The organism is Alkalibacterium pelagium, assembly GCF_900109325.1.
Taxonomy (GTDB): Bacteria; Bacillota; Bacilli; order Lactobacillales; family Carnobacteriaceae_A; genus Alkalibacterium; species Alkalibacterium pelagium.
Map to the genome: position 1 here is coordinate 68,432 of NZ_FNZU01000005.1, position 25,220 is coordinate 93,651.

Annotated in this window: 18 protein-coding genes; all 18 read right to left on the minus strand. The window is 44.3% G+C overall.

All coding sequences use genetic code 11. From position 1 onward, the window contains the following. Nucleotides 1-64: 64 nt before the first annotated feature. Nucleotides 65-3,310: a type I restriction endonuclease subunit R gene (locus BMX79_RS05450; protein ID WP_218025354.1), complete on the minus strand. Its 3,246-nt coding sequence runs from the start codon at nucleotides 3,308-3,310 to the stop codon at nucleotides 65-67. Continuing rightward, entirely contained in the window at nucleotides 3,310-4,497 is a 1,188-nt protein-coding gene (locus BMX79_RS05455; protein ID WP_091480063.1) for a restriction endonuclease subunit S, read from the minus strand. The genes BMX79_RS05450 and BMX79_RS05455 overlap by 1 nt, the downstream gene beginning before the upstream one ends. Then, nucleotides 4,487-6,010 (minus strand): class I SAM-dependent DNA methyltransferase, encoded by a 1,524-nt coding sequence (locus BMX79_RS05460; protein ID WP_091480066.1) that lies wholly within the window; start codon nucleotides 6,008-6,010, stop codon nucleotides 4,487-4,489. The genes BMX79_RS05455 and BMX79_RS05460 overlap by 11 nt, the downstream gene beginning before the upstream one ends. 256 nt (nucleotides 6,011-6,266) lie before the next feature. Further along, nucleotides 6,267-7,259, minus strand: a complete 993-nt coding sequence (locus BMX79_RS05465) for an aldo/keto reductase (RefSeq protein WP_091480069.1) — start codon at nucleotides 7,257-7,259, stop codon at nucleotides 6,267-6,269. Between the two features lie 122 nt (nucleotides 7,260-7,381). Further along, the gene (locus tag BMX79_RS05470; protein ID WP_091480071.1) at nucleotides 7,382-8,821 is read right to left on the minus strand and encodes a glycoside hydrolase family 1 protein; all 1,440 of its coding nucleotides are present in this window, start codon (nucleotides 8,819-8,821) and stop codon (nucleotides 7,382-7,384) included. 76 nt (nucleotides 8,822-8,897) lie between these two features. Then, nucleotides 8,898-10,850, minus strand: coding sequence for a beta-glucoside-specific PTS transporter subunit IIABC (locus tag BMX79_RS05475; RefSeq protein WP_091480073.1), 1,953 nt, complete (start codon nucleotides 10,848-10,850; stop codon nucleotides 8,898-8,900). A gap of 175 nt (nucleotides 10,851-11,025) precedes the next feature. After that, nucleotides 11,026-11,862 (minus strand): BglG family transcription antiterminator LicT, encoded by an 837-nt coding sequence (gene licT, locus BMX79_RS05480; RefSeq protein WP_091480076.1) that lies wholly within the window; start codon nucleotides 11,860-11,862, stop codon nucleotides 11,026-11,028. 330 nt (nucleotides 11,863-12,192) lie between these two features. Then, nucleotides 12,193-13,185 (minus strand): D-2-hydroxyacid dehydrogenase, encoded by a 993-nt coding sequence (locus BMX79_RS05485; protein WP_091480078.1) that lies wholly within the window; start codon nucleotides 13,183-13,185, stop codon nucleotides 12,193-12,195. Nucleotides 13,186-13,341: 156 nt separating this feature from the next. Next, entirely contained in the window at nucleotides 13,342-14,637 is a 1,296-nt protein-coding gene (gene purB / locus BMX79_RS05490) for an adenylosuccinate lyase (RefSeq protein WP_091480080.1), read from the minus strand. Between the two features lie 12 nt (nucleotides 14,638-14,649). After that, the gene (gene purK / locus BMX79_RS05495; RefSeq protein ID WP_091480312.1) at nucleotides 14,650-15,777 is read right to left on the minus strand and encodes a 5-(carboxyamino)imidazole ribonucleotide synthase; all 1,128 of its coding nucleotides are present in this window, start codon (nucleotides 15,775-15,777) and stop codon (nucleotides 14,650-14,652) included. Then, on the minus strand, nucleotides 15,770-16,258 hold the full coding sequence (gene purE / locus BMX79_RS05500) for a 5-(carboxyamino)imidazole ribonucleotide mutase (RefSeq protein WP_091480083.1): 489 nt from the start codon (nucleotides 16,256-16,258) through the stop codon (nucleotides 15,770-15,772). The genes purK and purE overlap by 8 nt, the downstream gene beginning before the upstream one ends. Before the next feature lie 45 nt (nucleotides 16,259-16,303). After that, nucleotides 16,304-17,572 carry a phosphoribosylamine--glycine ligase gene (purD, locus tag BMX79_RS05505; protein ID WP_091480084.1) on the minus strand — a complete coding sequence of 423 codons (1,269 nt, stop codon included), beginning with the start codon at nucleotides 17,570-17,572 and terminating at the stop codon, nucleotides 16,304-16,306. A 75-nt stretch (nucleotides 17,573-17,647) separates the two neighbouring features. Continuing rightward, complete coding sequence (purH, locus tag BMX79_RS05510; RefSeq protein ID WP_091480087.1) at nucleotides 17,648-19,186, minus strand: bifunctional phosphoribosylaminoimidazolecarboxamide formyltransferase/IMP cyclohydrolase; 1,539 nt, start codon at nucleotides 19,184-19,186, stop codon at nucleotides 17,648-17,650. A gap of 2 nt (nucleotides 19,187-19,188) precedes the next feature. After that, nucleotides 19,189-19,770 (minus strand): phosphoribosylglycinamide formyltransferase, encoded by a 582-nt coding sequence (purN, locus tag BMX79_RS05515; protein WP_091480315.1) that lies wholly within the window; start codon nucleotides 19,768-19,770, stop codon nucleotides 19,189-19,191. A 10-nt stretch (nucleotides 19,771-19,780) separates the two neighbouring features. Then, on the minus strand, nucleotides 19,781-20,815 hold the full coding sequence (gene purM / locus BMX79_RS05520; RefSeq protein ID WP_091480089.1) for a phosphoribosylformylglycinamidine cyclo-ligase: 1,035 nt from the start codon (nucleotides 20,813-20,815) through the stop codon (nucleotides 19,781-19,783). A gap of 65 nt (nucleotides 20,816-20,880) precedes the next feature. Beyond that, nucleotides 20,881-22,332: an amidophosphoribosyltransferase gene (purF, locus tag BMX79_RS05525; protein WP_091480092.1), complete on the minus strand. Its 1,452-nt coding sequence runs from the start codon at nucleotides 22,330-22,332 to the stop codon at nucleotides 20,881-20,883. Continuing rightward, nucleotides 22,308-24,539, minus strand: a complete 2,232-nt coding sequence (gene purL, locus BMX79_RS05530) for a phosphoribosylformylglycinamidine synthase subunit PurL (RefSeq protein WP_091480094.1) — start codon at nucleotides 24,537-24,539, stop codon at nucleotides 22,308-22,310. Before purL ends, purF begins: the two co-directional genes overlap by 25 nt. Further along, nucleotides 24,536-25,219 carry a phosphoribosylformylglycinamidine synthase subunit PurQ gene (gene purQ / locus BMX79_RS05535; RefSeq protein WP_091480096.1) on the minus strand — a complete coding sequence of 228 codons (684 nt, stop codon included), beginning with the start codon at nucleotides 25,217-25,219 and terminating at the stop codon, nucleotides 24,536-24,538. The genes purL and purQ overlap by 4 nt, the downstream gene beginning before the upstream one ends. Between the last annotated feature and the right edge of the window lies 1 nt (nucleotide 25,220).

Consider the following 25,220-nt stretch of genomic DNA (forward strand, 5'->3'; position numbering starts at 1 on the left):
TTATCTAAATAATAAATATGTAGGGCTGGAGTTGTGTAGTAATTTAACCTCCAACCCACTTTGTCTAATAATCCATTCTGTCTTCTTCAGCTACTTGTGCAGCCCAAACATGTTCTTTATATAGGTTGCCTGCCATTTTTTCTACTTGAAGCATAACCGTAATGATTGCTTGAGGAGACTGATCTGGTGGATAGTCATACTTGGCTAAGAGACGTTTAATCACTCGTCTCATACTGGCGCGTGCACTTTTTCTGACACTCCAGTCAATAGTAATATTTTTCCTAATCGCTTCGGTCAACTCATGTGCGATCTGCTTTAGAACGTCGTCTTCCATAAATTCTTTGACGGCGTCTTCTTTCGTTAAGGCATCATAGAAAGCAATCTCATCATCACTCAATCCCAGTTCACTTTCTTCTTCTCGCATACGCTTGAAATCATGGGCCATACGAATAAGTTCTTCAATGACTTCTGCATTTGTCAACGCTTGATTTCGGTATCGGTTTAACGTTTTTGTCAAACGTTCAGAGAACTTCTCTGACCTAACAACATTTCGTCTTTCAAGTGCTTTAATGTCACCTTCCAGTAATTTCTTCAACATTTCGACTGCCAAGTTCTTATGCTTCATTTCCTGAACTTCATTCAAGAAATCTTCTGATAAAATGGAAATTTCTGGTCGTTTAATATTTAATGTATCAAATACATCGATGACTTCCTCTGAAATAATCGACCGTTCGAGAAGCTGAGATACACGTGCATCGATTTCTTTTTGAGAAAGTATAGGCTTGTCGCTATTTTTGAGCTTAACCAAACTCGCTTTTACTGCTTTAAAGTAACTCACTTCCAGTGCTTTTTCTTTTCCAGTATCCGTAGCTGCACATAGGGCGTGAGCTTTGCCGCATTCCAGAACCGTTTGCTTGAATTCTTTTTGGTCTTCTTCGCTCTTGCCCATAATAAAGTCCATTCCACCGGTTATGGCGCGGACACGTTTGCTTTGTGAGTCACCCATATAGTCAGAATAATCGTACCCATGCATCATATCTTGAAGAACATCCAATTTCTCAAGCATTAAGTTAGTTGCCACGTCTGTATCGATACCAGTATTTTGTCGGTCGCTGCTGGTGTACTGATTTAATGCATGCTTTAAACTTTCAAGAATACCAATATAGTCGACAACGACACCACCAGATTTTTCCTTGAAGACACGGTTCACGCGCGCAATCGCTTGCATTAAATTATGACCTTTCATGGGTTTATCAATATACATGGTATGCATAGACGGGACATCAAAGCCTGTGAGCCACATGTCTCTTACAAGCACCAATTTCAATTCATCATTGTTGTCTTTCATACGCTTAGCCAATGTATCTCGGCGCTGCTTGCCACCGGTGTGCTTTTGCAGGCGTTCACTGTCCGCTGCACTTCCGGTCATAACCACTTTAATTTTTCCTTTATTCACATCGTCACTGTGCCAGTCTGGTCTGATTTTAATGATCTGATCATACAAATCTACGGCAATCTTTCGACTCATACAGACGACCATTCCTTTACCATCCATAGCCTGTTCTTTGGCTTCGAAATGCTGGACGATATCTTCAGCCAGCTTTTTGACCCGGTTTGGTGAGCCAACTATGGCTTCCATTCGACTCCACTTCGACCGATTTTTCATGCGAGCCTCTTCTTCTTGACCCTCCAATAGTTCTTCAAATTCATCATCCAAGTTCTTGAGTTCCACTTCATCCGCTTCAAGTTTGATGATCCGGTTCTCATAAAAAATACGAACCGTTGCTTCATCCTCTACCGCTCTGGTCATGTCATATGTATCAATTGTATGACCGAATACAGCAACCGTCGAGCGGTCTTCTAAGTCAATGGGTGTACCAGTAAAGCCGATAAAGGAGGCATTGGGCAGAGCATCTCTTAAATACTTAGCATAGCCATAGGTGACTTCCCCCGTTTTGGCATCCGTTTTAGCATCCAATCCATACTGACTTCTGTGTGCTTCGTCTGCAATGATAATCACATTTTTTCGGTCTGTCAGAACGGGCATGTCTTCATTTTCCGGCTTGAATTTTTGAATGGTTGTAAAAATAATCCCACCTGATTGTCTCTCGTTTAAAAGATCATACAAGCCATTAACTTCTGTGGAGTTATCTTTGTTGTTCGTCTTTTTAGCTTGAGATAATTTTCTGACGTGCGCCTGCTTTGGTGTTTGCCGCAATAAGTCTTTTGATTTAGAAAACGTACTGAAGAGCTGGTCATCCAAATCATTACGGTCGGTTATAACCACAATGGTCGGATTGTTCAGTTCTCTCACCAGGCCGCCTGTATAAAAGACCATCGAAAAGCTTTTCCCTGACCCTTGCGTATGCCAAATCACCCCGATTTGACGGTCGCCTTCTTCTTGGGTGGCTTCTTTTGTTTTAGCGACCGCTTTTTTAACAGCAAAGTACTGATGATAAGCTGCCATGATTTTTACTACGGATTTATTATTCCCTAGTATTTTCCCATTCGCGTCTTTTTCTGCTTCCTGTGATTCCTGGAAGAGTATGAAGTTATGAACGATATCTAAAAGCCGTTCTTTTTGAAGTATCCCATTAAACAAGACTTCATACTGGGGATTGGAAAGGGGTTCGATATGTTTTCCGTCAACCGTTCGCCAGTTCATGAACCATTCTTCGTTAGAAGTCAACGTCCCTACTTTTGCATTAATTCCGTCTGAAATAATATTGAAGGCATTGTAGTTGAAAAGAGAAGGGATTTCTCTTTTATAGGTTTGGATTTGGTTGTATGCATTCTCAATCCCCACTTCTTCATCACTCGCTGATTTTAATTCAATTACCACGAGCGGAAGACCGTTGACGAATAAAACGATATCTGGTCTACGGTCCTCTTTTTCCACTACAGTAAACTGATTCACAGCTAGGAAATTATTATTTAACGGGTTCTCAAAATCAATAACATACGCCCGCTTTGTTCTAATTTCTCCCTTTTCCTTGTAACTGACCTCGACTCCTTCGGTCATTAACTGATGAAAGTGACGGTTATTTTCAATTAAACTGGGACTGTTAAAGGTAATGACTTGTCTGTATGCTTCTTCTAAAGCTTCAGGCGGAAGCTCTGGGTTGATTTTGCTCAGAGCTTCTTCCAGTCGCCTTTCTAACAGCACTTCTTTCAAGGTCTCACGTTCGACTTGTGTTCCACCTGGTGAAAGGTCTAATCCGGATGCATAGTCATAGCCTAACTCCTGTAAGATCTCAATTGCCGCTTCTTCCAGTAAATCTTCCGTAAAGTGTTCATATAGACTCACAATTAGCCTCCTTTCACTTCGGTTAAACTTTCTTCCAAACCCTCTAAAGGTACGCGTATTTCTCCTGACATAAGTTTAGGGAGGAGCGTGTCACGGACCTGTTTCAATATCTTATTCTCTTCATTAAGTACTTTATAGCTTTCGAAACTATCATCAATAATTCTACTAAATTTTCCGATCAAGTTTTCATCAGTAGGAAGAACTATTTTCATTGACTTTAAATTTTTTTGATTAATTTTTAATTGAACTGCACCCGTAACTGCACTCGATATATTCATATTTCTTAACATCAAATAAAGAAAGTTTATTGATATATCTCTTTTTGATTTTAGAACATGGGCATGATTATTAACCCAAAACTTGCCCCATACATATTGTAGAATCGGTTTATAATCTTCTGTCATTACAGTCCCATCTTCTCCTAAGAGTATAAAAGTCCCATCAAATAAGTAATCGTCTACATAGTCCATTAAAGATGCTGCTCCGTAGTAAGGATATATTTTATCTCGCTTAGTTCTCTCATTTTTAGATAAAGGAATCCTTTTAGAATCATGCAATTCTATTATCGTTTTTAGACTATTGACTTCCCACCCTTTAGGAATCAACCCCAACTCACTTTCAATCATTTCACCACCACTTGATTGATAAGGGGCTCCATCTTCGTTTGGAAATTCAAAGTCCACAAACCATCTTTTAAATAGCTCTTGGGCCATGTTTTCTAATGTTTGATTTATTTGATTATTGACTTCTATTTTTTCGTCTAAGGTAGAGAGGATGTTTGCTATTGCTTTTTGTTCATCTATTTCTGTAGGTACATTTAATTCTATGGGATGAATATGATTGCGATTAAGTGTCGGAACTGCACTTCCACCGGCGAATCTTGATAACTCTAAAGTTTTTAGCAAATAATATATAAATTGGGGGTAGTTATTCTTAAAATCATCAATATAGAGAGTAGTATTATGGGCCCATGCTTCAAAGTCTATAATATGAGGATTTCCAACATTTCCACTTCTTCCAACAGTAATACATGGCCTTACTGTAGTAAATTCATTGTGAAAGCCTATAACACCATTAGATCCTATTACTGGATATTTTCCTACAATCATATTTTTTTTTGGCAAGTCGTGACCTCTTCTGAAGTTAATCAAATCTCCTAATTTCACTTTTTTCCATTCATCAAAACTCAAATCCGATCCCTCCTAGATTTTTTCTGATTTCTTCTTCTAGGTGAGAAGATTTTGCAAAGAGTTCTGCCAATTCTGCAGTCATGTCTTCCATCTTCACTTCAAAGGGAATGCCGTCATCTTCAACTTCTTCAATTCCTACATAACGTCCTGGTGTCAAGACATATTCATGCTCTCTTATTTCGTCTAATGAAGCTGACTTACTGAAGCCTTGCACGTCTTCGTAGTCACCGTCTTGATTACGCCAGTTGTGGTAAGTCTCAGTAATTTGTGCAATATCCTCATCTGTAAACTCTCTGTGTCTGCGGTCAACCATGTGTCCCAGTCTTCTGGCATCAACAAATAAAACCTCTTCTTCACGGGATCGGAATTTTGGATGATTTTTCTTGTTTTTGTTTAAAATCCAAAGTGAAACAGGAATACTGACAGAATAAAACAGTTTATCAGGCAGCGCGACAATCGCATCAACCATATCTGCTTCCAGTAAATTCTTTCTGATTTCTCCCTCATTAGATGTGTTTGAGCTTAAGGATCCATTAGCCAACACAATCCCCGCTGTCCCGTTAGGCGCTAGATGATAAAGAATATGCTGAATCCAAGCATAGTTGGCGTTCCCTTTTGGTGGAATACCATACCTCCAGCGGACATCATCTACTAAGTGTTCCCCACCCCAGTCACTGATGTTAAAAGGAGGGTTAGCCATGACAAAGTCACTTTTAAGTAATTTATGCAAATCATTATGCATGGAGTCTGCATGATGCGGTCCTATATTTCCTTCCAGACCTCTAATGGCCAGATTCATTTTACACAGTTTCCAAGTCGTTGAGTTCAGTTCCTGACCGTAAATAGATAAGTTGTCAATGCGTCCTTGGTGATCCTGGACGAATTTTTCACTTTGAACAAACATCCCGCCAGATCCGCAGCATGGGTCGTATACTCGGCCACTATAGGGTTCAATCATATCGACTAATGTTTTAACTACGCTGGTTGGGGTGTAGAATTCTCCTCCGCCTTTACCTTCAATGGATGCAAACTGACCTAAGAAATACTCGTACACACGACCAAGTAAATCCTGTTCGCCATTATTATGCAGCTTAATTGTAGAAATCAAGTCAATCAATTCGCCCAGTCTTCTTTTATCAATTTCTGGACGGGCATAGCGCTTATCCAGTACACCTTTTAACGACGGATTTTCTTTTTCAATTAAGATCAAAGCGTCATCAATGTACTGGCCGATTTTCTCACTCTTCGCATTATCCATAATGTGAGACCAGCGTGCTTCTTTTGGCACCCAAAATATATTTTCTGCTAAGTATTCGTCACGGTCTTCTTCAAATCCCATACCCTCTTGCACAAGCTCGTCATGTTTTGTTTCAAATTTATCTGAAATATACTTTAAGAAAATCAGACCCAACACAACGTGTTTATAATCTCCAGCGTCCATACTGCCACGCAATTTATCTGCTGATTTCCATAATGTTTCTTCAAATCCAATATTTCCAGTTTGCTGTACCATTCGTATTGCCTCCATCGTCGGGGTTATATTATATATAATCACTTTATATTAAATAGTGTTAGGTATATTGTACGTCTGTTCACTTATTTATTCAATGACCTCACAGCATAACCTCAAAATAATAATTTCCCTCTGATAGCTATTAAAAATTTCCATTAGATGAGATTCTAAAGTGCCTATCAACTAAGCACTTTGATAACTTAAAAGAACCACAGATGCTGAATAAATCAACACCTTTGGTTCTTGACAATTACTCCTATTCCGGATACGGATTTGGTCCAGTCACTTCATGAGGAATATAGACTTCTTCCAAATAGTCCATTTCCTCTTTAGTCAATACAATTTCAAGGGCAGCTGCAGCATCGTCCAGATACTTTTCTTTGGTTGCCCCAATGATTGGTGCCACAACCTGTGGTTTATGGAGGAGCCAGGCTAGAGCGACTTGCGAACGGGAAACACCTTTCTTCTCAGCAATGTCTCCTACTCGGTCTGCCACTATTTCATCCTGTTCTTCCGTTTTCCCGTATTTCATTTCCTGTATCTTATCGGTTCTTGACCGTTCTGTTTCTACTGACCACTCTCTTGCCAGCCGTCCAGATGCCAGAGGACTGTATGGTGTGACAGCTATTCCCATATCTTCACACAAAGGCATCATTTCCCGTTCCTCTTCACGGTACAGCAGATTATAATGATTCTGCATCGACACGAACTTAGTCCACCCATTCTTCTCAGCAATGTATTGTGCCTTCTGAAACTGCCAGGCATACATGGCCGAAGCTCCAATATATCTGGCTTTTCCTGATTTCACTACATCATGGAGAGCTTCCATGGTCTCCTCAATAGGCGTGTTATAATCCCATCTGTGAATAATGTAGAGATCGACATAATCCATCCCCAGGCGGCCAAGAGACTGATCGATTTCATGCATGATTGCTTTTCTGGACAATCCCCCACCATTCGGCCTGTCGCGCATTGATGAAAAAAGTTTAGTCGCTACAACGATGTCTTCTCGGTCAGCAAAGTCTTTCAGTGCACGTCCAAGAATCCGTTCACTCTCTCCTTTCGAATAAATGTTGGCGGTATCAAAAAAATTGATCCCTAGATCCAGTGATTTCCGGATAATCTGACGACTGTCTTCTTCATTGAGGACCCAGTCATGTATCCAGTTTTCGGGATCCCCAAAGCTCATTGCTCCAAGACAAATTGGACTGACATCCAACCCTGTTCGACCAAATTTTACTGTTTCCATTTGTACCCTCTCCTTCAATTGATAGGTTTACTTTACCATTTAAAGTCGACTTTAAGTCAAGCAAATACAGAAAAAAAACGGAGAAGGCACCTACACCTCTTCTCCGCTTAATGCTAAATTAATTAATCCAACTTAGTTCCGTTGGATTCGATGACTTGTTTATACCAGTCGAACGATTTTTTCTTTCTTCTTTCCATAGTTCCGGATCCGTCATCATGCTTGTCGACATAGATGAACCCGTATCGTTTGGAGTACTCTCCTGTTGATGCACTGACTAGATCAATACAGCCCCAGCTGGTGTACCCGATCAGATCAACACCATCTTTGACGGCTTCGCCCATTTCTCGGATGTGCTCACGCAGGTAGTCAATACGGTAGTCATCTTGAATCGATCCATCTTCTTCAATCTTGTCATGTGCACCCAGACCGTTTTCCACGACCATCAAAGGCACTTGGTAGCGTCCGTAAAGTTCGTTCAATGCAATGCGCAGGCCGACTGGATCGATTTCCCATCCCCAGTCACTGGCTTCAAGAAACGGATTCTTCACTCCACCGATCAGATTGCCCTGACCCAGCTCCTCAGGTGTTTTCTCTTTCTTATCGGTACGTGACATGTAGTAGCTGAATGAAATGAAGTCAACCGTCCCTTCCTGAATGGTCTCCAGGTCGCCGTCTTCCATTTCGATGGAGATCTCATTTTCTTCAAAATAGCGGTCTGCAAAGTATGGATAGGCGCCACGGACATGCACATCTCCGCAGAAGAAGTTGAACAGGTCAGCTTCTTGTCTGGCGTGCATCACGTTATCTGGATTTGAATCGAAAGAATAGACTGGTGCATAGATCAGCATGCATCCTACTTGAGAGCCTGGAATGATCTCATGCGCTTTTTTCACTGCTCGAGCAGAGGCGACAAACTGATGGTGCAGCCCCTGGAAGCTTTCCTGCAGACGCGTTTCAGGACTCTCTGGTGAAAACCCTAGACCGAATAATGGCATATGCGTCGCACCGTTGATTTCGTTGAATGTAAGCCAGTATTTCACTTTATCTTTATAGCGTGTGAACAGTGTTTCAGCATAGCGGTCGAAAAACTCTACCAGCTTCCTGTTTTTCCACCCGCCGTATTCTTTGATTAAGTGCAGAGGTGTTTCATAGTGTGCAATAGTAACAAGTGGTTCAATGTCGTATTTAGCCAGTTCATCGAAAACTCGGTCGTAGAACGCCAGACCCTCTTCATTAGGCTCAAGCTCGTCTCCATTTGGAAAAATACGGCTCCAGGCAATACTCATACGGAAAACTTTAAAACCCATCTCCGCAAACAGTGCGATATCTTCTTTATAGCGGTTGTAGAAATCGATTCCTTCGTGATTCGGATACGAATATTTATCAGTATCCATTTCAAAATCGAATCCTGATGATGCCAGAAGTTTCAGACGAGCCTTTCCGCCTGGAAGAACATCTGCCAGATTAAGGCCTCTTCCTCCCTCATCATATCCACCTTCAAACTGATTGGCAGCTGTAGCGCCACCCCATAAAAACCCGTCTTTAAATACTTGCTCAGTCATAAAACAATCCCCTTTTTCATATTTTTGTTTGTATCAAGTTAAAGAGGCAGATGATCTATCCACCTCTTTAATGGTTTTAAATAACGACAGTCATTAGATAGTCTGATGATTTCAGTTTAGTCTCATCAGTAGTCAATATATCAAGGTATTCATCTGAATTGGTAACAATTACAGGTGTCACCGTGCTGTATCCCGCGTCTCTTATAATATCAAGGTCACAGTTGATAAGCAGCTGTCCTGCGGTTACCTTATCTCCTACTTTAACATGCGGAGTAAAGCCTTTTCCATCAAGCTGAACAGTGTCCATTCCAATGTGGATCAGCACCTCTACACCTTCGTTACTTTTAACACCTACAGCGTGATGTGTCGGGAATAGTACTGTGACTTCACCATCGACTGGTGAGTGAACCTGTCCATCAGCTGGATCGATCGCCACTCCTTTACCCATCGCGCCTGAAGCAAATGCTTCATCTTTTACTTCGTTCAATGGAATAACGTTTCCTTCCATGACACTTGCCAGTACTTGTTTTTCAATATAAGTTTCGCCGTTAGCTTCAATAACTGCACCTTCAGATGCTGGTTTAGATTCTACTCCTTGAGTTGTAGCTGTTTTGTCATCTTCAAACAGTGTACCAAAGCCTACCAGGTAAGTTACAACTGCACCGAATACTAAGCCAGCTAGAGAAATACCAATGATCAACCATAGATTTCCTACACCAGCAGTTGATGGATCGATGAAGTTTGTATAACCAAATACGCCTAGTCCACCTACGATATAACCTTGAGTGCCGATAAGAGCTAAGGCTGCTCCACCCAATGCACCTCCGATACAGCTGATGATGAACGGTTTTTTTAGTGGCAGTGAAATACCATAGATAGCCGGTTCTGTAACTCCGAAAAATCCTGAGATGATTGCAGGAATGGAAAGTGTTTTGATTTTGTTCTCTTTAGTTTTCAGTAGAACACCAATGATTGCACCTGTCTGAGCGAATGATGCGATAAATGACAGAGCAAGAATCGGGTCACTTCCGTATACAGATAGATTGTTGATAGCGATAGGTACAAGTCCCCAGTGCAATCCAAAGATAACAAAGACTTGCCAGAATCCACCGATGATCAGACCGGCTACGATTGGGCTGAAGTTGTAAATTGCTAGTGTTGCAGCACCAATCAGGTTGGCGGCGATATTAGCAATAGGTCCGATAACGATAAATGTCAATGGAACAGAGATTAGCAATGTGGTAAATGGTACCAGGAACAGTTTAACAACATCTGGAATGATTTTTTTCATCATTTTTTCAACTTTTGATGCAAATAGGACAGCTAAAATGATTGGAATTACTGTAGACCCATATCCCCCTTGAGGAAGGATTACTGGGATACCCATAAATTCAAGTACTACCGGTGAAGCGAATACTGTGCCTTCAAACAGTGTATAAAGAACATCTCCTCCAGCTAAACCTGCCATACTTGGATAGACAAGCGCTCCCCCTATGGCCATACCAATAAATGGTGCCAGGTTGAGTTTTTTAGAAGCGGTATATCCTAAAAATATTGGGAAGAAGTAAAATAGCGCATCTCCCGTTGCGTCCAGAATCTGATAGGTTCCTGATGTTTCACTCAACACCCCAAAAGCCAGGAACAAAGCATTAAATCCTTTAATCATCCCTGTAGCGGCAAGTACACCTAATACGGGCTGGAATATGCCTGAAACAAGGTCAATAAAGCGATCAAACGGATTGCCTTTAGGTCCATCATCATTCGCGCTGCTTGATCCAGATCCTAAATCCGCTACATTAAGAACCTGCTCGTAAACGTCAGGAACGTGATTTCCTATAACCACCTGATACTGTCCGCCACTTTTCATGACTGTTACAACGCCGTCCATACCTTTCAGTACGTCTGTATTCGCTTTCCCTTCATCCTTTAATTTAAAGCGCAGTCGTGTGATACAGTGTGTCAACCCATTAATGTTTTCCTTGCCTCCGACATTCTTGACAATATCTCTAGCTAGTTCTTCGTATGCCATTCCCTTTTCCTTCTTTCTTGTTTTATTTTGTTTATTTGTAAAATAAAAACCTAAATCAACAGTCGACCAGAATCGTCCACAAAAATGGACCTTTTCTGTCAACTATCAACTTAGGTTTTGCCTGGTCGAGCCAGTAACAATCCATCTGTGATAGATCAGTTTATTCAGTTTGAAATTAATCCTCTGTGGTCACACGCTGAATGTGTATGGCCAGATAGAGCTGTTCGTCTTTTGTAAGAGAAGTGTGTTCAACTTTTTTAAGATATTCGTTGATTCTCTCGGTGCATTGAAAAGCTTTGCGGTATTTTCTTTGGATTTGTTCATACAAGAAGTCGTCATTAGATTCTCTTCTCTCCTGATGCAGGAGCCGTCTAGCAAAATACTGAAGATGAGTAATAAAGCGTGTGTACTGAAAAGAATCTTCGTCAAATGTCTGACCATAATAGAAATGAACGATGTTCAGTATATCCTGAACCATTTCGGTCATTTTCATAGTCACGCCCAAGTCTGAATCATCCTGCCTGGCATTGACGATATGCAATGCTATGGCTGCTGCTTCAGAATCCGGAAGACGGATATCTAATTCCTGTTCCACTAATTCGATTGCTTTGCGCCCTATTTCATACTCCACTTTGTAAAACCGTTTGATTTCCCAAGTGAGAGGATTCTTTATATCCAAGCCCTCTTTTGTACGACTGATCGCATAACTCAAGTGGTCCGGCAAGGTTAAATAAATATGATTGCTTAACTTAAGACGTAATACACCTTGGGCATACTTGATGACGTTAGTCGCCACTTCGAGAATATCAGGATCGATATCGCGATACAGATTGGCTAAATTGTCCAATATCTCCTGACCTTCTGGAATGAAAGTCTTTTCAATTTTATCTGCTTCTATCGAGTCCCCAATTTTTTTCTGAAACGCTATTCCTCTGCCCATGACCACTGTTTCTTTATTGGATTCATTTAGAGTAAGGATAACGTTGTTGTTTAATATCTTTTCGATTTTCATTTCACTCGACTGACACCTCCTTTGATCGACTTATCCAAAAAAATAAACCTAAACTCATCCCAGATATCTACTGAAAGACATAGTCGTCTCAAAGTAAAGTTCTCGGATCAATTCAGGTTTTGCCTGCATCTAAATTCAGATCAGTAACAATCCAGTTATGCTCCAGATATTTAACTTTGAATAAACTATACCATTTAAGTAAAAACCTTGCAAGCGTTTTTTTAATATTTTTCAACACCTTATTTAATCGTCGCTATAGCCCTTCGAAACAGCACCTGTTTAAGCTGGACTGTGCAACTGTTTATATCCACAGTCCAGTATCCACTATGATTATACAACTTCATTGACACTTCTGTTCAAATGAATTATATCCAAGGCGTTATCCAGCGCTATATCGACCATATTCTGAACAGCCTCTGTCGTGTAAAAGCCAATATGAGGGGTAAGCAGAACATTCTTCATATTCATTAGCAAGGTCAAATTTTTATCTGTCTGGACTTTCCCTCTCAGATCCTGATTAAAAAAGTTCTGTTCGTTTGTGAGTGTATCCAATGCTGCCCCTGCCAGTTTAGCTGACTGAAGCGATTCAATGAGTGCTGAGGTATCAACTACCGGACCCCGGGCTGCATTGATCAGAAAGGCTCCACCTCTCATCACGTTTAAAGCTGATGCGTCAATCAAATTAATCGTAGTAGAATCCAAAGGCACATGAAGAGACACGATATCCGCCTCAGCCAGCACTTCTGTCTTTGATTCTTTATACGTCAGAATACTTCTTAACTCATCGTGCTGGACAGGATCATAAGCAATAACTGTCGCACCAAGGGCGTGGAATAATCGGGCAGTGGTGCCGCCAATTCGTCCGGCCCCAATTATTCCTATTGTCATCGTATGTATTTCTCTCGCAATTCGTCCAGACCATCTGAAGTCCCCTTCTGCCATGTCCCTTTCTATAGAAGGAAACTGCCTAATCAGTCTCATCGTCTGAGTCAGCACCAGTTCAGCAACTGATCTTGGGGAATAAGCAGGTACATTGGTGATCTTCATATTATATCTTTCCGCCAGGTCCATATTGATAATGTCATATCCCGCCGTTCGTAAGGCCAATTGCTTAATACCGAAATCAGATAAGCGCTTATAAACGGCTTCGTTTGTGATGTCCGTTCTCTGCTGGATACAGACACCATCAAACCCTTCGACCAGTGAGACCGTATCAAGTGTCAGATCTTCCTTTACAGTTCTTACCTCTACGCCGTTACGTATGCTCCATTTATTTACAGCTGGTTTTTCGTCATCTCGGGTGCTGAACATAATCAGTTTCATTCTTTTATCCTCCTGAAATTATCTGTCCCTAAACTATATCATGTATCGCTTCAACTATTCTTATAATAGACACTGATCGTTTCTTCCTTTTTAAAAATGCACAGTACAAAAAGAACCTGCAGCGACTATTATTCTATGTCCCTGCAGGTCTTCAAATTAATTCAATCCGACACGTTCAAATATCTCATCTACATTTTTCAGATGATAGTTATAATCAAAAGCATCTTCAATATCTTCAGCATTCAGAATGGACATGATTTTTTCGTCCTCTTCAAGCAATGGGCGGAACGCTGTCTGTTCATCCCAAGCAATGGCAGTTTTGGGCTGAACCAGGTCGTAAGCTTCTTCCCGGCTGAGACCTTTATCGATCAGCTTCAGCAATACACGCTGGCTGTAGATCAGACCAAGTGTCGCATCCATATTTCGTTTCATGTTCTCAGGGAATACCGTCAGATTGCGGACGATATTGGCGAATCTGTTCAGCATGTAATTCAACAGGGTCGTGCTGTCAGGCAAAATAATGCGTTCCGCAGATGAATGTGAAATGTCACGTTCATGCCATAAGCTGACGTTCTCATACGCTGTCACCATGTGTCCTCTGATCACACGCGCCAGCCCGGCCATATTCTCAGACCCGATTGGGTTACGCTTGTGCGGCATCGCTGAAGAGCCTTTCTGACCTTTAGCAAAACCTTCTTCTACTTCTCTAGTTTCCGACTTTTGCAGTCCTCTGATTTCTGTAGCGAATTTTTCAACACTGGTCGCGATCAGGGCAATGGCGCTCACATACTCCGCATGCAGATCACGCGGCAGGACCTGGGTCGAAATTTCCTGAGGACGCGTTCCCAGTTTGTCGCAGACATACTTTTCAACAAATGGCGGGATATTGGCAAACGTCCCAACTGCTCCACTGATTTTCCCGGCTTCTACGCCTTTAGCTGCGTGTTCGAACCGTTCGATGTGGCGTTTCATTTCTGAGTACCAGAGCGCGAGTTTCAGACCAAATGTCGTCGGTTCGGCATGAACACCGTGCGTCCGTCCCATGGTCACCGTATGCTTGTGCTCTTTCGCTTTTTCTCCGATGACTTCAAGCAGCTGCTGCAAGTCTTTTCTGAGCACATCGTTGACCTGTTTCAGCTGGTAGCCGTATGCTGTATCAACGACATCCGTACTGGTCAACCCGTAGTGGACCCATTTCTTTTCGTCTCCCAACGTTTCAGAAACGGCACGTGTGAAAGCGACCACGTCATGTTTCGTTTCTTTTTCGATTTCCAGAATACGGGCAATATCAAAAGAGGCATGCGCTCGGATCTTCTGAACGTCTTCTTTAGGAATCTCTCCCAGTTCAGCCCAGGCCTCATCAGCTAAAATTTCAACTTCCAGCCATGAATTATAGCGGTTCTCCTCTGACCATAATTCTTTCATTTCAGGTCGCGTATAGCGTTCGATCATTATACCAGTCTCCTAATTCCAGATTTTCGTTTCTTTAATGTCTTTCAGTGTCTTGTCAGTGTCAGCCGTCAGTATAGTCACATGCCCCATCTTACGCCCGTTCTTGACATCTTTCTTGCCGTAGTCGTGTACATGCCAGGTGGGCTGACTGCTGTTCAGATTCAGTGCCTGTTCAAAATGCTCACCCAGAATATTGACCATCACAGCGGGCTTGAGCAGCTCTACCTTTGCCAGAGGATAGCCACAGATCGCGCGTATGTGGAGATCAAATTGGGAGTCAGAGCAGGCTTCTATAGAATAATGTCCGGAGTTATGCGGACGCGGGGCCAGTTCATTGGCATAAAGCTTTCCTTCAGAAGTCAGAAACAGTTCCACTCCCAGGACACCCGATAAGGTCATCTTCTCAGCTATGGTTTCAGCAATCTGTCGTGCCTCGGCCATCACTTCTTCTGACACACGAGCCGGTACGATACTCTTAAGCAGGATGTTTTTCTCATGGATGTTTTCTGAAACAGGCAAGGTGACCACATCACCTGACGCATTACGAGCCACCATAATGGAGAGCTCCTTTTCAAATGTCACCCACTCTTCCAGGACACATGTCCCTTTTTTTATGAGAGCAGAGGCTTCTTCAAGATCAGCATCCGATTCCAGAACGACTTGACCCTTCCCGTCGTAACCGCCTTGAACAGTTTTGAGGACACATGGATAACCAAGGGCTCCAACTGCTTCCTCCAAATTTTCTTCCGTTTCAATTTTAGCATAAGCGGCAATAGGAATGCCTGAATTTTTCAGAAAATCTTTCTCAGTCAGGCGATTCTGAGTATTAAGTAACAGCTCTGTCCCCTGTGGAACAGCAATATCTACTGCCTCACGAACGTGTTCGATTGTTTCGGCATCGACATTTTCAAATTCATAGGTCAGCACATCGCTGGATCTGGCCAGTTCTTTTAAAGCGTCCAGATCATCATAAGCTGCTTCAATATGCAGATCCGCCACCTGGGCTGTCGGACAGTCTGGAGTCGGGTCAAGCACAGCGATACGGTAGCCTCTTTCCTTAGCAGAAAAAGCCATCATCCGTCCCAGCTGTCCCCCGCCTATAATGCCTATTGTACTTCCCGGTCTGATCAGTTTAGACAAGTTCGTCACTACTTTCCATTACCTTCTGTTTCAAGGCTTCTCTTCTATTTTCGATTCGGTCTGCCAGTTCAAGCTGAAAGGCTCCTAACATTTGAGCGGCGAGGAGACCGGCATTCGTTGCCCCAGCCTTGCCGATGGCTACGGTAGCAACTGGAACTCCTCCAGGCATCTGTACAATTGACAGTAAGGAGTCCAGACCGTTCAGCGCCTTTGACTGAACAGGGACACCGATGACCGGTAATGTCGTTTTGGCTGCCAGCATACCAGGAAGATGTGCAGCGCCTCCTGCTCCGGCAATGATCACTTTGATCCCTCGACCGCGCGCTTCTTCAGCATAATCAAACATCAAGTCCGGTGTCCGGTGAGCGGAGACCACTTTTTTCTCGTACGTCACTTCCAGTTCATCCAGCACCTCACATGCATGCTTCATGGTCTCCCAGTCGGATGTGCTTCCCATGACGACCCCTACTTCAATTGCCAAATCAAACGCCTCCTAATTGTTATGAATCTATTTTAACCTTATTACTTATTTCGTGTTCACAACTGCTCTGTTTCCGATATCTTTCCTGTATACATACTCGCTTGTATCAACGGCTTCAAGCGCTGAATAGACGGCTTCCTGTGCCTCTTCGATCGTTTCCCCAGTTGCTTCAGCCAAATACACACGGCCGCCGTTTGAAACTAGCTTTCCTTCGGTTTCTGAAACACCTGCGAAGTACAGATTCATCTGCTTGGTTATTACAGGCAGGTCCAATGGTCTATATTTTTCGTAAGCTTCTGGATACCCTTTCGAGGCAACAACGACGCCAAAACTGACACCCTCCTGTTTCCAGACTAGACCGGGTTCCTGGCCATTAAGCATAGCTGAAATGGCGTCTGCCAGATCGGATTCCAGACGGTTCATCAGCACTTGGGTTTCCGGATCTCCAAAGCGGGCATTGAACTCAATCGTTTTGGGTCCATCGTCTGTTGCCATGACTCCGGCATATAATATACCAGTAAAAGGCGTCCCGTTTCTTACCATCCCTGTCGCAGCGGGCAGGAGTATCTTTTCAGTCGCTTCTTTCACAACAGTTTCCGATATATGCTTAACTGGGGCATAGGCCCCCATCCCCCCAGTATTCGGACCTTCGTCCCCTTCAAGCAGGCGCTTATGATCCTGTGAAATCACCATCGGATAGACCTTCTCATTTTTAACGAAAGCCATAAGAGAAAACTCTTCTCCCGTCAGGTATTCTTCGATGACTACACGCGTGTTCTGATCCCCAAATTTTTTATCCAGCATCATGTCTTCAAGGGCTTCAAGTGCGGCTTCCATCGTTTCAGCTACCACGACTCCTTTACCTGCGGCCAAGCCGTCAGCCTTGATGACGACTGGAATGTTTCCTTTTTCAATGTAACGTCTCGCTTCTTCATACTCCTCAAAAGACTGGTAGGCCGCTGTCGGAATAGCATTGGCAGTCATCAGCTCTTTAGCAAACGCCTTTGACGATTCAATCTGAGTCGCGGCTTTTGACGGACCGAAAATGGCGAGCCCTTCTGCCTGAAAATCATCTACGATGCCATTGAACAGTGGGATTTCCGGTCCAACGATGGTCCATGAAATGTGTTCTTTTTTGGCAAAATCGATTAACGATTCATGATCTTCCTGACTGATATCCAGCACAGTTATGCCGTCCTGACTCATCCCCGGGTTTCCCGGTGCACAGTACACCTGCTCGACTTGGCTGCCTTCCAGCAGTTTTTTTGCAATCGCGTGTTCACGTCCACCTGATCCGATCACTAGTAAATTCACAAATTTCTCCCCTTTAAAATCCCTCAATATAATCTATGTATAAAACGAAAGAGAGGTTCCCCTCTCTTTTATTGATTAATGTCTGAAGTGACGCATGCCCGTGAACACCATGGCAATGCCGTATTCATTGGCCTTATCGATCGATGCCTGATCCTTGATGCTTCCGCCTGGCTGGATGATTGCTTTGATACCGTGCTCGGCAGCATATTCGACACTGTCATCCATCGGGAAAAAGGCATCGCTGGCCATGACCGCACCTTCTGCCTGCTCACCTGCCTGTTCAATGGCAATCTTGACTGCTCCGACCCGGTTCATCTGACCGGCTCCGATGCCTAAGGTCTGCTTGTCATTCCCCACGACAATGGCGTTGCTCTTCACATGCTTCACTGCTTTCCAGTTCAGTTTCAGTGCACGCATTTGGCTGTCAGTTGGTGCCTTGTCAGTAACAACTGACCATTCAGGTGCGTCTTCTTCGTTGACCCAGTCCTGGTCCTGAACCAGCAGGCCGCCAAGAACAGTAACAGATTCTTTTCCGCCTTGTCTTGCTTCAGAGAAATCCAGTTCAAGCAGACGGATATTTTTCTTCTTGGTCAAGACTTTTAAGGCATCCTCAGAAAAACCAGGGGCAATGACGATTTCAAGGAAAATCTTACTTAATTTTTCTGCTAAATCGGCAGTGACGGTGTCATTAACTGTGACGATGCCACCGAATATAGACACCGGGTCTGCATCGTAGGCTCTGTCAAAGGCTTCTTCAATTGACTCGCCGATGCCTATTCCGCAAGGGTTCATGTGTTTAAGTGCAACAGCAGCCGGTCCGTCAAATTCACGAATGATACGGATCGACGCATCTGCATCCTTGATGTTATTGTAAGACAATTCTTTTCCGTGAAGCTGCTTTGCCTTGGCAATGGAAAAACTGTTTGCTCGTGGCGATTCATAAAATACAGCACTCTGATGACTGTTTTCTCCGTACCTTAGAGTCTGCTTCAAATCATACGTCTGCGTATAACTATCCAGCTGGGTCTCTTCCTCAACCTGCTCAGTCAGATACTCAGCAATCAGTGCATCATAAGCGGCCGTATGACGGAAGACTTTAGCTGCCAGACGCTGCCTAGTCTTGAGGGAGGTCTGTCCGTTCTCTTCCAGCTCCTTGATCACCTGATCGTAGTCATCTGTATCTACAATGACTGTGACCGCTGCATGGTTTTTAGCCGCGCTTCTAAGCATGCTCGGTCCACCTATGTCTATCTGTTCGATTGCTTCTTCTCTAGTCGTTTCGGGTCTGGCAATTGTCTCTTTAAAGGGATACAGATTGACACAGACAAAGTCGATCGGGGTGATGTCGTGGTCAGCCATAGCCGAGAGGTGAGTGTCCAGATCCCGACGGCCCAGCAGTCCCCCATGAATCAGCGGATGCAGCGTTTTGACCCGTCCATCCATCATTTCAGGAAAACCGGTGACCTCTTCGATCGACAAGGTCGGGATACCCGCCTCGTCCAGGACCTTTTTCGTCCCTCCTGTTGAAATTATCTCTATGTTCTGTCTGACTAAAGCCTGAGCAAAGTCAACGATGTTTGTCTTGTCTGAAACACTGATAAGTGCACGTGTCATAGTTAGGCATACTCCTTCTGCAGCTTTTTGATATAAGTCTGAATGACTTCAGGATACAGCACATGCTCGACAGCATGAATCTTCTCCTCTAGTGATTCTATCGTATCGTCCGGATCGATGGCAACTTTTTCCTGAGCCAGTATCTCTCCAGTATCGATGCCTTCATCCACCAGATGTACGGTCACACCCGTTTCTATAGCTCCTGCATCAAATGCATCCTGTATCCCCTGTTTCCCGGGATAAAAGGGAAGCAGCGACGGATGAATATTGATGATTCGATTATCGAATGCTTCCAGTAATGTGGATCCGATAATACGCATATAACCCGCTAGTACAATCAGGTCGACGCCGGCTTCTTCCAGATGATCAAGGACTTCCTTTTCAAAGCTTCCCTTTGAAGGAAACTGTTTTGGATAAAATGAAACGGAAGGCACAGCCAGCCGTTTCGCTCTAGTCAAAGCAAAAGCATCAGGCTTGTCACATACTAGCAGGGCTACTTCTGCATCAACAGTCTGCTTTCTAACAGCCTCTACCAGTGCTTCAAAATTAGACCCACTTCCAGATGCAAAAACAGCTAGTCTGATTGGTCCTTCTTTACTCAAAACGGATCGCCTCATTTTCATCGACTCTGACTTCCCCGATAGTCACAGCTTTTTCTCCTGCATCTTTTAAGATTTTAATAACTGCTTCTTCATGTTCTTCCGAAACAGCCAGAACCATACCGATGCCCATATTGAAGTACCCGTACATTTCATCTCGGTCGAGTTTTCCATACTCCTCAAGCAGAGTAAAAATCCCAGGTATTTCCCAAGTGTTTTTTCTGACTACTGCGGATAAGCCTTCTGGTAACATACGAGGCAGATTTTCAATGAATCCGCCGCCTGTAATGTGAGAGATCCCGTGTACCCAGCCTTTTTTCAAAAGAGGCAGTACAGCAGACACGTAGATTTTTGTCGGCTCAAGCAGAGCCTGTCCTAAAGTGTCGTCACCTAAGGCATCATGCTTAAAATCATAACTCAACGCATTCTGTTCAAAACAGATTTTTCTTACTAGAGAATAGCCATTGGAGTGTATCCCGCTGGATGGCAGTCCGATCAGCTTATCTCCTGCTTTAACGTGATCTTTAGTCAGCATACGTCTTTTTTCCACCACACCGACGCAGAATCCCGCCACATCGTAGTCGTCTTCCCCATACATGTCAGGCATCTCAGCCGTTTCTCCACCGATCAGTCCTGCACCTGCCTGGACGCACCCATCAGAAATGCCTGCAACGATCTGTTCCATTTTCTCAGGAACCGTTTTTCCCGTTGCAATATAATCCAGAAAATAAAGCGGCTCAGCACCTTGAGCTAGAATGTCATTCACACACATAGCCACACAGTCGATCCCGATCGTATCGTGTCTGTCCTGCTGGATCGCAATCAGCAGTTTCGTTCCGACCCCGTCCGTTCCGGATACAAGGACTGGTTCTTTCACGTCGAGAACAGACAGGTCGAATGCTCCGCCGAAACCTCCCAGTGCACCCATCATACCAAGGCGCTCCGTTCGTTTTGCATGTTTTTTTATTCGTTCAACTGTTTCATAACCTGCTTCGACATTGACCCCTGCGTCTGTGTAGGCATTTCCCATTTGACAGATCCCCCTGTTGTTTTCTGACCGGCTATTGTCTGAACCATCCGGCCTTCTCTCGTTGTTTAAACCATTAACGGCTTACTCTCTCTGATTTTAGCCAGTGTTTTCATATAGTCAGTTTCATAGTCATATAAAGGTGTTGGATAGTCTCCGGTAAAGTAAGACATACACAGGCCATTATGAGGCGCATCGAACTTCAGTCCGATCGAATCCACTGTCCCTTCGACACTTAAAAACGATAGACTGTCTGCACCGATTTTCTCGCGGATTTCTTCCACTGAATAATCTGCAGCAATCAGTTCTTTCTGATTCTGAATATCGATCCCGTAGAAACATGGGTATTTCAAAGGTGGAGATGAAATGCGGACATGGACCTCCGCTGCTCCAGCTTCTTTTAATAACTGAACAATGCGTCGGCTGGTCGTACCGCGAACGATGGAATCATCCACCATGATCACCTTTTTACCGGCAACTACACCTCGAACAGCAGACAGCTTCATTCTTACGCCCTGTTCTCTCAATTCCTGAGTAGGCTGAATGAAAGTACGAGCAACGTATTGATTCTTGACCAGTCCCATTTCATAAGGGATCCCACTCGCTTCTGCATATCCACTGGCTGCGGACAGAGAAGAGTTCGGGACACCGATGACCATATCTGCATCGACTGGTGCTTCCTCAGCGAGACGTTTCCCCATATTCTTGCGTGCAGTGTGGACATTGACTCCAGCGATATTTGAGTCCGGTCGGGCAAAGTAGATAAATTCCATCGAACAGATCTGAAGCAGCGTCTGGTCGGTATAGGTCTCGATTCGATACCCTGAATCATCGATAATCACGAGTTCCCCTGGCTGAACGGCACGGACAAATTCCGCTCCGACAACATCGAGGGCACAGGTTTCACTGGCAAGAACATATGCCCCATTTTCCATCTGTCCAATGGATAAAGGACGGAAACCGTTCGGATCTAATGCACCAATCAGTGCATCAGGTGTCAGCATGACATAGGCAAACGCACCTTTGACCGTATTCAGACTTTCTTTGATTCGGTCGATCAGTGTATCCTGCTTGCTTTTACGGATCAGGTGCATCAGGATTTCAGTATCCGAATTGGAGTGGAATATCGCTCCATCCTGCTCGAGTTCCTGACGCAAACTCACTGCATTGATCAAATTCCCGTTATGGGCCAGCGCCAGCTCCTCATCGTGAAACTTGAACAGGAACGGTTGAATGTTTAAGATACTGTTGCTGCCGGCAGTGCTGTAACGGACATGCCCAATTCCAGCTTCTCCCGACAGGCGGATTAGTTCGCGTTCATCTTTAAACACTTCAGATAAAAGTCCCAAGTCACGGTGTCCTTTCAGACGCCCATTGCGATTGGTCACAATCCCTGCGCCTTCCTGACCGCGGTGCTGCAGGCTATGCAGACCGAAAAAGTTCAGCTGGGCTGCATCCGGGTGTCCCCATACGCCGAATACGCCACATTCTTCATTTAAGCTTTTGATTTCAGCAACCAAGGAATGGCTCCTTCCCATAAGTCCTTCACTTCTTTAACATCAATAGTCAGCTCTTCCGTCTGCGTACGGATTTCAGCGATTCGCGTGTCTTTGACTTTACCAATTTCAACGGCATCTTGTCCAAATACTTCTTTGACTGCTTCGGCGTGTTCAGGGCTGACAGATAGAACAAAACGAGAGGGTGACTCTGAAAACAGCCACTCTGACGGCATATCTAGTGTCGCAGACAGCCCCAGCTCATTCCCAAAGGCTGATTCCATCAGCGCTACAGCCAGTCCGCCTTCGGAACAGTCATGTGCACTTTGTACCAGTCCTTCACGAATCGCCTGCAGAACTTTATCCTGAATCATTTTTTCTTTATCTATATCAAAATCGAAAAGCTCTCCTTCGATTCTCCCCAATTGCATTTTCTGCAGTTCAGATCCGTTAAAGTCAGCTTCTGTTTCCCCGATGACGAAAATTTTATCCCCAGCCTGTTTAAATTCTGATGTTGTCACATGATCAAGATCCGTGACTAAGCCGACCATACCAATCATTGGTGTCGGATAGATTGCTTCCCCATTTGTTTCATTATATAGAGATACATTTCCTGATATGACAGGTGTGTTCAATGTCGTGCAGGCTTTAGCAATGCCATCCGCTGACGTCCACAGCTCCCAGAACACTTCAGGCTTATCGGGATTCCCGTAGTTCAGACAGTCCGTTATTGCCAGTGGCTCGCCCCCGCTTGCCACGATATTTCTTGCGGCTTCTGCTACGGCCATCTGTCCACCTTTCTCCGGATCGAGATAAAGGTAGCGGGCATTACAGTCAGTCGTCATGGCAAGCGCCTTGCGGGTCCCTCTAATGCGCAGAACTGCCGCATCGCTTCCTGGACCGACCACGGTGTTTGTTCTGACCATTGAATCATATGTTTCAAAAATCGATTTTTTTGAAGCAACTGTAGGCTGCTGCATGAGTTGTTTCAGTGTTTCTTCTGTATCAGCGATGTCCGGTATGAATGCATCAAGTTTTTTGAAAGCTTGAATACGTTCCGGTTCAGTGTATGGTTTATGATAGACAGGTGCTTCTTCTGCTAACGCGTCTACCGGCAGGTCAGCGACCAGTCTTCCTTCGTGGTACAGTCGATACTGCCCATCACCGGTCACTTCTCCGATAGTCACGGCATCCAGTTCATAACGTGAGAACAGGTCTTTGACACGATCTTCTGCCCCTTTTGTGACACAGATCAGCATACGCTCCTGAGACTCCGATAGCATCATTTCATATGGCGTCATGCCTGATTCACGTTGCGGCACATCGTCCAGATTAAGGATCAGTCCACTGCCCGCTTTTGATGCCATTTCCGAACTGGATGACACCAGTCCCGCTGCTCCCATGTCCTGGATGCCTACGAGAATATCGCTGTGGTCCTGGATCAGTTCCAGACACGCTTCCATCAGAAGTTTTTCCATAAATGGATCGCCGACCTGTACAGCTGAACGCTCTGCCTCTTCTTCATCACTGAATTCTTCTGAAGCAAAAGTTGCGCCGTGAATGCCATCCCGACCTGTTTTGGCTCCCACATACATGATCGTATTACCGATCCCTTTGGCCTGGCCTTTTTGAATATCCTCATGGTCGATCAGACCGACACACATGGCATTGACCAGCGGGTTCCCTCTGTAGACTGGGTCAAAGGCGATTTCTCCCCCGACAGTCGGAATCCCGATACAGTTGCCGTAGCCGCCGATACCCGCCACGACTTCTTCAAGCAGATACTTCGTCCGTTCATTGTCGAGTTCACCGAATCTTAAAGAATCCAGCATCGCAATCGGACGGGCACCCATACTGAAAATATCGCGAATGATGCCTCCGACGCCAGTGGCTGCCCCTTCATAAGGTTCAACAGCTGACGGGTGGTTATGACTTTCCGCTTTAAATACGACGGCCTGCCCGTCCCCAATATCAACAATTCCGGCTCCCTCGCCAGGGCCTTGAAGCACTTGAGGTCCCTCTGTAGGGAATTTTCTCAATACCGGTTTGGAATTTTTATACGAACAGTGCTCGCTCCACATAACTGAAAACAGGCCAGTTTCCGTATAGTTAGGGAGACGTTTCAGGATATCTTCTGAAATCATGCGGTACTCTTCGTCAGTCAGTCCCCATTGAGCATAGATCTTCTGATCTCGGATCTGTTCAGCTGTTGGTTCGTGTAATATCTTCATACCTCTGCAGTCTCCTTTACAAAGTTCTTGACCATTGATTCGAAAAAGCGCAGACCGTCACTAGAGCCTAAAATGTCTTCGATCGCACGTTCAGGGTGCGGCATCATACCCAGCACATTGCCTTGTCTGTTTATAATCCCTGCGATATTTTCAACTGAGCCATTCGGATTGTCAGACGCGTAGGTAAAAACGATCTGATCGTTAGCTTTCAGCTCTGCCAGAGTTTCTTCATCGCAATAGTAGTTCCCTTCACCATGTGCAACTGGAATTGTAAGAAGTTCTCTATCGTTGTACTCAGTCGTAAATCTTGTCTGGTTATTGACGACTTCCAGTTCAACTGTCTTACAGATAAAGTGCAGGTTTTCGTTTCTCTGTAAGGCACCCGGCAGAAGGCCGGCTTCGACTAAAATCTGGAATCCGTTGCAGGTACCGAAGACTGGCTTGCCTTCCTCTGCAAAACGGGTCACTTCGCTCATCACATTCGAAAAGCGGGATATGGCACCACTTCTTAAGTAATCTCCATACGAAAAGCCTCCAGGAAGCAGGACACCATCAAATCCGTCCAGACTTTCTGCAGTGTGCGGCACATATTCAGCTTCTTCTCCTACCCCGTCTCTGATTGCATGAAGCAGATCGACATCACAATTGGACCCTGGGAACTGGATTACTGCAAATCGCATG